The organism is uncultured Winogradskyella sp. (genome assembly GCF_947496485.1).
Taxonomy (GTDB): Bacteria; Bacteroidota; Bacteroidia; order Flavobacteriales; family Flavobacteriaceae; genus Winogradskyella.
This window is the reverse complement of sequence record NZ_CANMCZ010000002.1, coordinates 360,232-374,095: the sequence shown is the minus strand read 5'-3', so window position 1 is coordinate 374,095 and position 13,864 is coordinate 360,232. Positions and strand designations below refer to the sequence as shown.

General features: G+C 32.6%; 15 protein-coding genes. 8 read left to right on the top strand and 7 right to left on the bottom strand.

Annotated elements, in window-relative coordinates:
• Positions 1 to 13: 13 nt before the first annotated feature.
• From Q0822_RS09515 to Q0822_RS09485, 7 genes are all read right to left on the bottom strand, one after another.
• Complete coding sequence (locus tag Q0822_RS09515; protein WP_299122914.1) at positions 14 to 424, bottom strand: nuclear transport factor 2 family protein; 411 nt, start codon at positions 422 to 424, stop codon at positions 14 to 16.
• Positions 424 to 1,359 (bottom strand): UDP-3-O-(3-hydroxymyristoyl)glucosamine N-acyltransferase, encoded by a 936-nt coding sequence (locus Q0822_RS09510; protein ID WP_299122912.1) that lies wholly within the window; start codon positions 1,357 to 1,359, stop codon positions 424 to 426. The genes Q0822_RS09515 and Q0822_RS09510 overlap by 1 nt, the downstream gene beginning before the upstream one ends.
• Complete coding sequence (efp, locus tag Q0822_RS09505) at positions 1,360 to 1,926, bottom strand: elongation factor P (RefSeq protein ID WP_299122910.1); 567 nt, start codon at positions 1,924 to 1,926, stop codon at positions 1,360 to 1,362.
• 16 nt (positions 1,927 to 1,942) lie between these two features.
• Positions 1,943 to 2,728 (bottom strand): acyl-ACP--UDP-N-acetylglucosamine O-acyltransferase, encoded by a 786-nt coding sequence (lpxA, locus tag Q0822_RS09500; protein ID WP_299122908.1) that lies wholly within the window; start codon positions 2,726 to 2,728, stop codon positions 1,943 to 1,945.
• A 100-nt stretch (positions 2,729 to 2,828) separates the two neighbouring features.
• Positions 2,829 to 4,235, bottom strand: coding sequence for a bifunctional UDP-3-O-[3-hydroxymyristoyl] N-acetylglucosamine deacetylase/3-hydroxyacyl-ACP dehydratase (locus Q0822_RS09495; RefSeq protein WP_299122906.1), 1,407 nt, complete (start codon positions 4,233 to 4,235; stop codon positions 2,829 to 2,831).
• Entirely contained in the window at positions 4,222 to 5,250 is a 1,029-nt protein-coding gene (lpxD, locus tag Q0822_RS09490; protein ID WP_299122905.1) for a UDP-3-O-(3-hydroxymyristoyl)glucosamine N-acyltransferase, read from the bottom strand. Before lpxD ends, Q0822_RS09495 begins: the two co-directional genes overlap by 14 nt.
• Positions 5,251 to 5,301: 51 nt before the next feature.
• Positions 5,302 to 6,546 carry an HD domain-containing protein gene (locus Q0822_RS09485; protein ID WP_299122904.1) on the bottom strand — a complete coding sequence of 415 codons (1,245 nt, stop codon included), beginning with the start codon at positions 6,544 to 6,546 and terminating at the stop codon, positions 5,302 to 5,304.
• 26 nt (positions 6,547 to 6,572) lie between these two features.
• Between Q0822_RS09485 and Q0822_RS09480 the strand changes: the two genes are divergently transcribed.
• The 8 genes from Q0822_RS09480 to Q0822_RS09445 all read left to right on the top strand — a co-directional run bounded on the left by Q0822_RS09480 (position 6,573) and on the right by Q0822_RS09445 (position 13,838).
• Complete coding sequence (locus Q0822_RS09480) at positions 6,573 to 8,120, top strand: bifunctional response regulator/alkaline phosphatase family protein (RefSeq protein ID WP_299122902.1); 1,548 nt, start codon at positions 6,573 to 6,575, stop codon at positions 8,118 to 8,120.
• A 122-nt stretch (positions 8,121 to 8,242) separates the two neighbouring features.
• Positions 8,243 to 8,707, top strand: a complete 465-nt coding sequence (tsaE, locus tag Q0822_RS09475) for a tRNA (adenosine(37)-N6)-threonylcarbamoyltransferase complex ATPase subunit type 1 TsaE (RefSeq protein WP_299122900.1) — start codon at positions 8,243 to 8,245, stop codon at positions 8,705 to 8,707.
• A 156-nt stretch (positions 8,708 to 8,863) separates the two neighbouring features.
• Positions 8,864 to 9,013: a hypothetical protein gene (locus tag Q0822_RS09470; RefSeq protein ID WP_299122898.1), complete on the top strand. Its 150-nt coding sequence runs from the start codon at positions 8,864 to 8,866 to the stop codon at positions 9,011 to 9,013.
• A 37-nt stretch (positions 9,014 to 9,050) separates the two neighbouring features.
• Complete coding sequence (locus tag Q0822_RS09465; protein WP_299122896.1) at positions 9,051 to 9,497, top strand: hypothetical protein; 447 nt, start codon at positions 9,051 to 9,053, stop codon at positions 9,495 to 9,497.
• Between the two features lie 112 nt (positions 9,498 to 9,609).
• Entirely contained in the window at positions 9,610 to 10,809 is a 1,200-nt protein-coding gene (locus tag Q0822_RS09460; protein WP_299122895.1) for an alanine dehydrogenase, read from the top strand.
• A 9-nt stretch (positions 10,810 to 10,818) separates the two neighbouring features.
• Complete coding sequence (locus Q0822_RS09455; protein WP_299122894.1) at positions 10,819 to 11,196, top strand: hypothetical protein; 378 nt, start codon at positions 10,819 to 10,821, stop codon at positions 11,194 to 11,196.
• Between the two features lie 88 nt (positions 11,197 to 11,284).
• Positions 11,285 to 12,304 carry an NAD-dependent epimerase gene (locus Q0822_RS09450; protein ID WP_299122892.1) on the top strand — a complete coding sequence of 340 codons (1,020 nt, stop codon included), beginning with the start codon at positions 11,285 to 11,287 and terminating at the stop codon, positions 12,302 to 12,304.
• A gap of 154 nt (positions 12,305 to 12,458) precedes the next feature.
• On the top strand, positions 12,459 to 13,838 hold the full coding sequence (locus tag Q0822_RS09445; protein ID WP_299122890.1) for a nucleotide sugar dehydrogenase: 1,380 nt from the start codon (positions 12,459 to 12,461) through the stop codon (positions 13,836 to 13,838).
• The last annotated feature ends 26 nt before the right edge of the window (positions 13,839 to 13,864 follow it).

The following is a 13,864-nucleotide window of genomic DNA, read 5'->3' as shown; positions in this document are numbered from 1 at the left end:
AATACGACCTCTTTTAAATTTTTCTTTCAGCATAAGATTTCATAGAAGCAGAGTCATTTTCATTTGCTTGGTGACTAATCTCATAACCTCTATAAAGTTTACCATCCTTCACTTCCCAAATTGTTGAAAAATGTGCTAATACAACTTCAGAATCTGGATTTTCAATAGTCTTAGCAAATAAAGTGTGTCTTGTAGAAACTGAATCTCCTGCTTCAATTAAATGTGTAAACTCAAAACGCAGATTAGTGTAAGACTTACGTGTGTCTTTGAAAAAATTGACAATGTCATTATATGTTAATAATACAAATCCTTGACTGCTTGTCCAATGAAGCTCACATTCTTCGTGAAAAAAATCAGGAATTACATTATCATCATTTGCTAAATCTGATTGATAAAAGGACGTTACTATTTCTACTGCTGACATTATAAGTTTTTAAGTTTTTCTAATATTTCAGGAATCTTTTTCACGTAAGCCATTTCTTTGAAAAAGCTTCTAGCATCTTGTGCTGGTGAGCCAAAATAGGTTTTACCACCTATCGTAGTTTTATTTATACCAGCTTGCGCATATATGACTGTGCCTTTTGTAATGGTGACATCACTTTTAATACCTACTTGTCCCCAAATTGTAACATTATCTTCAACCACAACACAACCAGCAATCCCAGTTTGGGATGCAATTAAGCATTTTTCACCTATCACTGTATCGTGGCCAATTTGAATTTGATTATCTAGTTTAGAACCTTTACCTATAGTCGTATCACCAGTCACTCCTCTATCTATAGTGCAAAGTGCCCCAATGTCAACATCATCTTTTATAATTACACGTCCACCAGACTTTAATTGATCATAACCTTCTGGCCTATTTTTATAGTAAAATGCACTTGCCCCTAAAATAGTACCAGCATGAATTGTTACATTATCTCCAATAATAGAATCATCATAAATACTCACATTAGAATGGATAACGCAATTCTTACCAATAATTACATTATTTCCTATAAAGCAATTAGGTTGAATAATAGTACCTTCTCCAATTTGGGCATCATTTGCTATAGCAGAGTTTGAAGCTTTAAAAGGTTTAAAATAATTGGTGAGTTTATTGAAGTCTCTGAATGGGTCATCTGAAATCAATAGTGCTTTCCCTTCTGGGCAATCCACTTCCTTATTGATTAAAACAATCGTTGCTGCAGATTCTAAAGCTTTATCGTAGTATTTCGGGTGATCAACAAAAACAATGTCTCCGGGTTCAACAACATGAATTTCATTCATGCCAAAAACTGGAAAATCATCAGCACCTATATATTTGGTAGAAATAAGATTTGCAATTTCTTTAAGATGATATTGTTTAGGAAATTTCATTTATTCCTTAATACGTTCTTTGTATGTTCCTTTCTCAGTTTCAACCTTAATTTTATCACCTTCATTAATGAATAAAGGCACATTTACTGAAGCTCCCGTTTCTACTGTTGCAGGCTTCGTTGCATTAGTAGCAGTATTTCCTTTTACACCTGGCTCTGTAGCAGTGACTTCTAAAATGACAGTTGCTGGCATATCAACAGACAAAGGCATATTATCTTCTGTATTGATTTGAATAGTCACTATTTCACCTTCTTTCATTAAATCTGCCCGGTCTAAAGCTGACTCTAATAAACGAATTTGCGTATAATCAGCTTCATTCATAAAATGATAAAATTCTCCATCATTATACAAGTACTGAAATTTATGCGTTTCTACTCTAATATCTTCAATTTTGTGACCAGCAGAAAACGTGTTATCCAAAACTTTACCTGTTGTAACACTTTTCATTTTTGTTCTTACAAAAGCAGGCCCTTTACCTGGTTTTACATGAAGAAACTCTATAATTTTATATATGTCATTATTGTATTTAATACATAATCCATTTCTAATATCTGATGTGCTTGCCATTATTTTGTTATTAATTTTAGTTTGATTTAAAGTAGCCTTTCATAATTCCTCTGTGTGAATTCTTAATAAATTGAAGAATTTCATCACGCTCTGGAGTAGCTTCCATTTCGGCTTCAATTAAATCTGAAGCTTGTGTATTGTTATAATTCTTTTGATATAATATGCGATATATATCTTGAATCTCTCTTATTTTTTCTGAGCTATAACCTCTTCGTCTCAATCCTACTGAATTTATACCAACGTAAGACAAAGGTTCACGAGCAGCTTTTACAAAAGGTGGTACGTCTTTACGAACTAAAGATCCTCCTGTTACAAAAGCATGATTACCAATAGAGCAAAACTGATGTACCGCTGTCATACCTGCTAAAACAACATAATCGCCTACAGTTATATGGCCCGCCAAAGTACTATTATTAGAAAAAATACAATTATTACCTACAATACAATCGTGAGCAATATGACAATAAGCCATAATAAGACAATTATCACCAATAACTGTTTTCATTTTATCCGTTGTACCACGATTTATGGTTACACATTCTCTTATGGTAACGTTATCTCCAATTTCAACTGTAGTATCTTCATCATTGTATTTTAAGTCTTGAGGTACTGCTGAAATCACTGCACCTGGAAAAATATTACAATTCTTTCCAATACGAGCTCCTTCCATAATGGTTACATTACTTCCTATCCAAGTCCCTTCTCCAATAATTACATTGTTATGAATGGTTGTAAATGGTTCTATAACGACATTTTTTGCAATCTTTGCTCCAGGATGTACGTATGCTAAGGGTTGGTTCATTTCTCTAATATTTATTATGATTGAGCGGTAGAAATGTGTTCGCTTCGAAACTTTTTCTTTTCCATTTATAATTTAAAGCCGCTCGGTTCATTTTTTGAAATTATTTTACTTTTGAAATTTGCGCCATTAATTCGGCCTCTGCACATAATTTCCCATTGGTATAAGCATAGCCCTGCATATGGCAAATTCCTCTTCTAATTGGTGTAATTAATGAGCATTTAAATATTAGTGTATCGCCAGGAACTACTTTTTGTTTGAATTTTACATTATCCATTTTCATGAAAAATGTTAAATAATTTTCTGGGTCTGGTACAGTACTTAAGACTAGAATACCGCCGGTTTGGGCCATAGCTTCAACAATCAAAACACCAGGCATTACAGGTTGACCAGGAAAATGCCCCTTAAAGAACTCTTCGTTCATTGTGACATTTTTCATTCCGATAACATGGTTATCCGTTAATTCATAAACCTTATCTAGCAATAAAAATGGTTGTCTGTGTGGCAACATATCCATAATTTGATTCACATCCATCAATGGCTCTGAATTCAAATCTACATTTGGTACATTATTTCGTCTTTCGTTTTTAATAATTTTAGACATTTTTTTTGCAAACTGAGTGTTTACAAAGTGTCCTGGCTTATTAGCAATGACTTTACCTTTAATACGTGTGCCTATTAATGCTAGGTCACCAACTACGTCCAATAATTTATGACGTGCAGCTTCGTTAGGATGATGCAACGTAAGATTATCTAAAATGCCATTAGGTTTTACAGCGATTTTTTCTTTATTAAAAGCAATGCTAAGCTTATCCATAGTTTCTGGAGATAATTCTTTATCAACATAAACAATGGCATTATTTAAATCACCACCTTTAATCAAACCATTCTCGAGAAGCATTTCTATTTCATGCAAGAAACTAAAGGTTCTTGCATTTGCAATTTCAGCTTTAAAATCAGATACATCACTGAGTGTTGCATTTTGTGTACCTAAAACTTTTGTACCAAAATCTACCATAGTTGTAACTTGGTATGAGTTTGAAGGCATTAATATAATCTCACTTCCTGTTTCCTCGTCTGCGTATGAAACAACTTGAGTTACTTCATATTCTTCTCTAAAGGCATCTTGTTCTACCACACCTGCTTCCTCTAAAGCTTCGACAAAGAATTTTGATGATCCATCCATTATTGGTGGCTCTGAAGCATTGAGTTCTATTACCGCATTATCGATATCTAAACCAACCAAAGCTGCTAAAACGTGCTCACATGTTTGGATAGTAACACCATTTCGCTCTAAGCAGGTACCACGTTGTGTATTAGTAACGTAATTTGCATCAGCTTCAATCCTTGGACTACCCTCTAAATCTATACGCTCAAATAGAAAACCTGTATTTTCTGCTCCTGGTTTAAAGACTAATTTAACATCTGCTCCTGTATGAAGTCCTACACCATTTAGTGCTACTTCTTTTTCAATGGTCTTCTGTTTTATTTCAGTTTTAATTATTGCCATCTACTTTTTTTTCTAGTTCATTTATAGTTTTTGCAAGTTTTGGTAAGTTCTTGAAATAAACATAAGATTTATTCCAATCAGAATATCCAAAAGATGGTGAGCCTTGCAAGACTTCGTTATCCTTTACATTTCTACCAATACCAGATTGTGCTTGTACTTTTACATTATTACCAATAATTAAATGACCAACAATGCCGACTTGCCCGCCAATTTGGCAATTTTCACCAATCTTGGTTGAACCTGCAACTCCCGATTGTGCTGCAATTACAGTATTCTTACCAATCTCAACATTATGCGCTATCTGTATTTGATTATCTAGTTTCACCCCAGTTCTAATAATTGTAGAACCCATAGTTGCTCTATCTATTGTAGTGCCTGCACCAACATCTACATAATCTTCTAAAATTACATTTCCAATTTGAGGTATTTTAGAATATCCACCATCTTTACTAGGTGCAAATCCGAAACCATCAGCTCCAATAATTGCTCCTGAGTTTATAACACAATTATTTCCTATTACACAATCAGGATAAACTTTTCCACCTGAAAATATTATTGTGTTATCTCCAAGTTTTACATTATCTCCAACATAAGCATTAGGAAAAATCTTTACATTTTCACCAATTTCAACATTGTTACCAATATATGCGAAAGCACCAACATAAATATTATCTGGTATTTTTGTTGTTTCAGAAATAAAACAAGGTTGCTCTATTCCAGATTTATTTAATTTAATTTGATTGTAATATTCTAAAAGTTTTGAAAAGCCTTCATAAGCATCTTCAACCTTTATAAGTGTTGTAGATATGGGTTTTTCTGGTTCAAAATCCGAATTTACAATAGTCACTGATGCTTCAGTTTTGTATATATAAGGAGTATACTTCAAGTTAGAAAGAAACGTAAGAGAACCTTGAGTACCTTCCTCAATTTTGGACAACTTAAAAACTTCAATATTTGGGTCACCAACGACTATTCCTCCTAAAATACCTGCGATCTGTTCTGCTGTAAATTTCAATTACTTAATTTTAATATGTCTGTTGGCTTCCGCAAAAATAGAAAAAATGTATCACATTTTGTTTTTAGGATAGCACATATAATATTTAGTTACAGGTTTGCTTAGACCTTTTAGGTCTAATTGGTCTATTACTTTAGCTATATCCTTTATTTTACCTGACTTTAAAAGTATACTAATTTGCTGTTTTTTATTTTCATATGCTTGATTGCTAATCTTTCCTTTAAAGACAAAATAATCTGCTTCAGTTTTAGAAATCTTATATTTATCCATAATTAAATTAGAATGTGCAATCAGCTCTGAAGACAGAATCGGTTTTTTCTTCAACTTAATTTTTAATAAATCTCTGTTTACAATCATTTCACAAAGATTACTTAGCACAAAATCATTATGATTTTGCCAATCTTTCATCGCTGAAACAATATCATAATCATCGAGCTGAGCAAAAATGCCTAACGTTTTATCGTTAAAATGATCTCCATTTATTTCAGAATTCAAAAAGTATAATAAGGCCTTACTACAATTCAATTCGACACCAGAACTGACAAGTTCCTTCGCTCTTTTTAAAATACGAGTTAGCAATTGCTCAGCAACTAAACCTGTTTTATGTAAATAGACTTGCCAATACATAAAGCGTCTTGCCACCAAAAATTTTTCAATACTATATATACCTTTCTCTTCTATAACTAAGTGGCCGTTAACGACATTTAGCATGGTAATTAAACGCTCACTATTAATATTACCTTCAGCTACACCTGTATAAAAACTATCGCGTTTTAAATAATCTGCCCTATCCATATCTAACTGGCTAGAAATTAACTCGCACATAAACTTGCGAGGGTATACCCCTTTGAAAATAGAAATGGCTAACGTTAAACTTCCGTTAAACTCTGCATTGAGCTCTTCCATAAAACGAAGCGAAATCTCTTCGTGTGAAATGTCATTTACAATGCTATGTTCCATGGCATGTGAAAATGGACCATGTCCAATATCGTGCAATAAAATAGCAATTAACAATCCATTTTCTTCATCATTAGAAATTGCAACTCCCTTAAAACGAAGTACATTGATAGCTTTTTGCATTAAATGCATACTACCAAGTGCATGATGAAAACGTGTATGATGTGCTCCTGGATAAACCAAATATGATAATCCCATTTGGCTAATTCGACGCAATCTCTGAAAATATTTATGCTCAATTATATCAAAAATTAACGAATTCGGAATAGTAATAAATCCGTAAATTGGATCGTTAAATATCTTAAGCTTATTATTTGTAGGCAAAACTTTTAAATTCATTAATTAGAAAACAAATATACCATAACATGATAAATATTCTCTGGGTTGACGACGAAATCGATTTACTAAAGCCACATATCCTATTTTTAGAACAAAAACAATATGAAGTTACAACTTGCCAAAGTGGTACTGAAGCCTTAGAGATTATTAATGATACTAACTTTGATATTGTTTTCTTAGATGAAAATATGCCTGGACTTACAGGTCTAGAAACACTGAACGAAATTAAAGAGAGACGTGCTAACTTACCAGTGGTAATGATTACCAAAAGTGAAGAGGAATATATCATGGAAGAAGCTATTGGCAATAAAATTGCTGATTACTTAATTAAACCTGTAAACCCAAACCAAATTTTGTTGAGTTTGAAGAAGAATTTGGACCATTCGCGATTAATTTCTGAAAAAACCACTTCTAATTACCAGCAAGAATTCAGAAAAATTGCGATGGACTTATCTATGGTAAATTCTTATGAAGAATGGATAGATCTTTACCAAAAACTCATTTATTGGGAGCTACAGCTTGAAGATATTGAAGATGCTGGGATGACTGATATTTTAGAATCCCAAAAAACGGAAGCTAATATGCAGTTTGGTAAGTTTATTGAAAAAAATTATGAGGATTGGTTTCAACCAAATACTGATACACCAATAATGTCGCACACCCTTTTTAAGGAAAAGGTAGTGCCGGAATTAAGTGATAAGCAACCTACACTTTTAATTGTTATCGATAATTTAAGATATGATCAGTGGAAAGCTTTTGAACCCATTGTAAATAATTATTACAAGAAAGCTTCAGAATTATCATTCTACAGTATTTTACCAACGGCTACACAATATGCAAGAAATGCAATTTTCTCAGGATTGATGCCTGCAGATATGGAAAAATTATTTCCACAATACTGGAAAAATGACACTGATGAAGGTGGAAAAAATATGCATGAAGGTGATTTTTTAAGAGAACAATTAAAGCGCTTGGGATTATCACACATTAAGCACGAGTATCATAAAATAACAAATCTAAGAGCTGGTAAAAAACTCGTTGAAAACTTTAGATCTTTAAAAGATAATGATCTTAATGTTGTGGTTTATAATTTTGTGGACATGCTTTCTCATTCTAAAACAGAAATGGAAGTTGTAAAAGAATTAGCTTCTAACGACAAAGCCTATAGATCGCTTACAGTAAGTTGGTTTAAGAATTCTCCTTTATTAGAAATGATTCAATTGTCTCAACAACTTGGTTTTAAATTAATATTAACCACAGACCATGGCACTATAAACGTAAAAGCACCTTCTAAAGTTATTGGAGATAGAGATACCAGTTTAAATTTGCGCTACAAAACAGGTCGCAGTCTCACTTACCAAGACAAAGATGTGTTGGCTGTTAAAGATCCTAAATCGGTGCACTTGCCATCTTTGTCTATGAGCAGCTCATTTATTTTTGCCAAAGGTGATCTATTTTTAGCCTATCCAAACAACTTTAACCACTATGTAAGCTATTACAGAAATACCTATCAACATGGTGGAGTTTCTTTAGAGGAAATGATTATTCCTTTTGTGGTTTTAGACCCAAAATAGAAGTAAAAATCATCTGTAAGAAAATCCGTAAAAAGCAGAAAAAGCCGATGAAATACACTTTTCTCTAGGATATCTCAACTTTTATTCCTAACATTGTAGCCTTGAACCGCTTATATTAATTAGTGAAAGTTATTGAGTTTACATACCACTTAAAAGATATTGATGCCATTGCAGCAAGTGTTTTAGAACATTTAGAGTCTAAAACTATCTTGTTTAATGGTGCTATGGGAGCAGGTAAAACCACATTTATTAATGCGCTTTTAAAAGCCATGCAAAGTAATGAGGTTGCAACAAGCCCAACCTTCTCAATTGTAAACGAATACACGATTCCAGGCGATAAAGTCTATCATTTTGACTTTTATAGAGTAGAATCTTTGGATGAAGCTTATAATTTTGGAATTGAAGACTATTTTAATAGTAATCATTGGTTATTTTTAGAATGGCCAGAACGTATAGAAGCTTTATTACCAGAAGATGCGCAAAGCATTACTATTACTGACTTAGACGAAAATATAAGATCCCTCAAATTAACTATAGAAACTAAACATTTAACCGAAAAGATAGCGATGACAGAAGTAAAATTTTAGAAAAAATTTTAATACTATTCCTACAAGATAACGTACTGGTTACGGAAAAACCGTAACGGTTGCCTCAAAATTTCTTGGATTTTAACTAATTTTCATTTGTAAACACCTATAAATGCTGTTACTTTTGATGTAATTAATTAATTAATCCCTTAAATTATGAAAACTAAAAAGAACCTAGTACTTGCAATTGCGATCTTTGGTGGAATGTTATTTACTGTACAAGCGGCTAACATTATTGATCTAGATGGACAGACTACTACACAGATTGACAAAAAGCAAAAAATCAAAATCCCAAGAGGTAATTAGAAAAAGATTTTTTCAAGGAACAGTTATAGCCATAAGTATGGCAATAGTTCCTTATTTATTTTCTCTATATGAAAGTGTTCCTGATACAGCTGTTTGGGACACTTTTTTGTTTACATACGAGAGTAAACAATGGGAAAATGTACAACTATTAGTGTGGATATTTACTGGAAAGGCTATACCTCTTCTTTTATTGTTATTTTGGTTTTTTACATGTCGCCATTGGTGGTATCATGCGATACTAGTTCCAATAATTATGTACGCAATACAAATATTCTCACTCTTTAATGAAGATCAGGCTAAATATGACGAATATCAATTCTTATATATGTTACCTGTGATGGCTATAATTATTCCTTCAATTTATTTGATTAGAGCGAAAGCCTTCAATAAAATTAATAATGCTGATAAGACCATGGAAGAACTCGAGGAAGAGTTTATGATAAAACCTAAAACTATTTGGGGTAAGGTTAAGCAGTATTTTTAAAATTTAATTCTACACATTTAAGATATTATTCGTAATTTAAAGCTAGATTAATTTTAGCACTATTTATAACGTTTCATTATATTGCAGTGACTATAAAAATCAGCCAATTTTAATGAGTAAATCTTTATCACCATTTACCAAAGCCCAACTATTACCGCAAGAAGAGACTTTAGAAATTTTTAAGCAAAAAGGAGAACTGTTTATAGGTATTCCCAAGGAAACCCATTTCCAGGAAAAACGTGTGTGTTTGACGCCAGACGCAGTCTCAGCACTAACAGCCAATGGTCATCGTGTACTATTAGAGTCAGGTGCTGGTAATGGTGCCAATTTTAAGGACAAGGATTATAGCGAAGCTGGTGCTGAAGTGACTAAGGATACAGCTAAAGTGTACTCCTGCCCTATTATTCTTAAAGTAGAACCACCTTCTTTAGATGAGATTGATCTTATCAATCCTCAAACGCTTTTAATTTCTGCATTACAAATAAAGACACAAGAAAAATCCTATTTTGAAGCTTTAGCAAAAAAACGGATTACAGCTTTAGCTTTTGAGTATATCAAAGATGAAGATGGTTCGTATCCTGCCGTAAGTTCTTTAAGTGAAATTGCAGGAACTGCCTCCATATTAATTGCGTCAGAGTTACTTTCTAATGTCAATGGTGGTAATGGTTTAATGCTAGGTAATATTAATGGTGTTCCTCCAACCGAAGTTATTATTTTAGGTGCTGGTACTGTTGGTGAATTTGCTGCACGTTCAGCGATAGGTTTAGGTGCTAACATTAAGGTATTTGATAGCTCTATTACTAAATTACGACGTCTTCAGAATAATTTGGGTCGTACAATTTACACATCTACAATGCAACCTAAAAATCTTTTAAAGGCGTTAAAGCGATGTGATGTTGCCATTGGAGCTGTAAGAGGTAACAATCGTGCTCCTGTTGTGGTTACAGAAAGTATGTTAAGTCATATGAAATCTGGTGCCGTAGTTATAGATGTAAGTATTGATATGGGAGGTTGTTTTGAAACAAGTGAGGTCACTACACACGATAATCCTACATTTGAGCATCATGGAGTCATTCATTATTGCGTACCCAATATTCCTGCACGTTATTCTAGATCTGCTTCAGTTTCTATCAGTAACATTTTTACTCCTTACTTATTAGAAATCGGTGAACATGGTGGTATAGAAAATGCCCTTCGTTTTGATAGAGGATTAAAAAATGGGTTGTATTTTTACCACGGCATTTTAACCAATAAATCTGTTGCAGAATGGTTTGGTTTAGATTATAATGATGCCAACTTATTAATTTTCTAAAACAATTCCATGAAATTTGTTCATCGATTAGGCTATTACCTTGGTGGTTTTGCCATTGGTCTTATTATTCTTATGTTTTTTTTAAACGGTAAAGATGCCTCTTGTGATTACGGGCCAAACGCAAGAACTGTAAAAAACATCAGTTCTAAGCCCATATTCTATTCTGATAAGGCTTCGGTTTTTATAACAAATTACGATTTAGATTCTACAACCGTTAAAAACTTAGTCAAATTTGGAAGTGTAGATTTTTCTGAAAGTAATATAGAATTAGATTCTTGTAAAGTCTATAAGATTGAGAACAGTTATAAAGAACGAGATATTGAGTTGAAAATTAAAAATTGTGATTCTATAGCGACGCTCCTCGATATAAATTATACAAACATCTAATTTATTGAAATTGATTGGTGTATAATTTAATGGTTTCATTCAAAATTATAATATTTGACTCCATTTCTAAAACATAAACAAACACAGCATGAAAGTATTAGTTACAGGTGCAGCAGGTTTTATTGGGTTTTATGTCTCTAAAGTATTAACTAAAAAGGGCTATAAAGTAGTTGGATTAGATAACATCAATGATTATTATGATGTTAACTTAAAATTTGCAAGGCTTAATGAATTGGGTATAACCAAAAATGAAGCCTCAGAATTTAATAAGCTTTGCAAGAGTAAAACAAATGATTTCTCTTTTGTAAGAATGAATCTTGAGAATCGAGATGAACTTCCTAAATTATTCCAAAGTGAAAAGTTTGATATTGTTTGTAACCTAGCAGCTCAAGCTGGTGTGAGATATAGTCTAGAAAATCCTGAAACATATGTAGATTCTAATTTAGTTGGATTTCTAAATATTTTAGAGTGCTGTAGACATAACGATATAAAGCATTTGGTATATGCAAGTAGTTCTAGCGTTTATGGAATGAATAAGAAGATTCCTTTCTCAACAGATGATAATGTAGATCATCCTATTAGCTTATATGCAGCCACTAAAAAGAGTAACGAGCTTATGGCTCATACTTACAGCCATTTGTTTAAAGTGCCAACAACAGGTTTAAGGTTCTTCACAGTTTACGGACCTTGGGGAAGACCAGATATGGCTATGTTTTTATTTACAGATGCCATTGTTAATGATAGAGCAATTAAGGTGTTTAACCATGGTAAGATGGAACGTGATTTTACCTATATTGATGATATAGTCGAAGGAGTGGTTAGAATTATTGAAAAGCCAACAGAAAAAAGAGTTGAAGCTAATGACTATTATAAAGTATACAATATTGGTAACAATGACTCCGTAAAGCTTTTAGACTTTATAAAAGAGATAGAATTCAATTTAGATAAAGTGGCAAAAAAAGATATGTTGCCAATGCAACCTGGTGACGTAGAACGTACTTGGGCAGATGTTGATGAGCTAATTAAAGATTATAGCTATAGTCCTAATACCTCTATTAAAGAAGGTGTTAAGTCATTTATAGATTGGTTTAAAGCGTATTACAAATAATAAAATATATAAGATAGGGTTAGTTTTCTTTAGCTGAAAATGAAACTTATCGTAAAAAGTGGTCGTTTATATATATTATTGTCTTAATAAAATTATTTATTTCAAATTTGTTCGCATTTAATAAATTTTACTCAAATCTAAATAAACTTAAAAAATGAAAATTACAAAAATTTGTTGCATTGGTGCTGGTTATGTTGGAGGCCCAACAATGGCAGTTATTGCAAAAAAGAATCCAAATATAAAAGTCACTATTGTTGATATAAATAAAGAGCGCATCGCGGCTTGGAATGACAAAGATGTTTCTAAATTACCAATCTACGAACCAGGTCTGGCAGAAATAGTCGAAGAAACCAGAGGAAAAAACTTATTCTTTTCTACTGAAATTGACAAGGCTATTGAGGAATCTGAAATGATTTTCATATCTGTAAATACTCCTACCAAAACCTATGGAAAAGGAAAAGGTATGGCGGCCGATTTAAAATACGTTGAGCTATGTGCTAGAAATATTGCAGACGTAGCAACAACAGATAAGATAGTAGTTGAAAAATCTACTTTACCAGTTAGAACAGCACAAGCTATAAAGAGTATTTTACACAATACCGGAAGTGAGGTAAATTTCCAGATTTTATCTAACCCAGAATTTTTAGCTGAAGGTACAGCAATTCAAGATTTATTAAACCCAGATCGTGTTTTAATTGGTGGCGAATCTGAAGAAGCAATAGAAAGCCTTGCTAATATTTACGGAAGCTGGGTGCCACAAGAACAGATTTTGAGAACTAATGTATGGTCTTCAGAATTATCAAAGCTTACAGCTAACGCTTTCTTAGCGCAGCGAATTTCTTCTATAAATGCTATCTCAGAATTGTGTGAGCATACTGAAGCAAATGTAAATGAAGTTGCTAAAGCGATAGGAATGGATTCTAGAATTGGGCCTAAGTTCTTAAATGCTTCAATTGGTTTTGGTGGATCTTGTTTTCAAAAAGATATATTAAATCTCGTATATATTGCTAGAAGCTATAACCTTAATGCTGTAGCGGATTATTGGGAGCAAGTTATAATTTTAAACGATCATCAAAAACGTAGATTTTCTGATAAATTAATAAGTACATTATACAATACTGTTTCTGGAAAGAAAATTGCCATGCTTGGTTGGGCATTCAAAAAAGACACCAATGATACAAGAGAATCAGCGGCAATTTATGTTGCAGATCACTTATTGAATGAACAAGCGAACATTGCTGTTTATGATCCAAAAGTGAACAGCAAAAAAGTACAGGCTGATCTTAATTATTTAAACACAAGGTCTGAAGAAGAAAACAATGAATTGGTAAAATCTTATAGTGATCCTTACGAAATTTCAAAAGACGCTCATGCTATTGCAATTATGACAGAATGGGATGAATTTAAAACTTATGATTGGAAAAAGATATATAATCAAATGAAAAAACCAGCTTTTATTTTTGATGGTAGAAATATTCTTGACAAAGCCGAAATGACTAAAATTGGATTTGAATATTCTTCAATAGGTCAATAATTTTCATCAAAAATTTTAATTTTTTT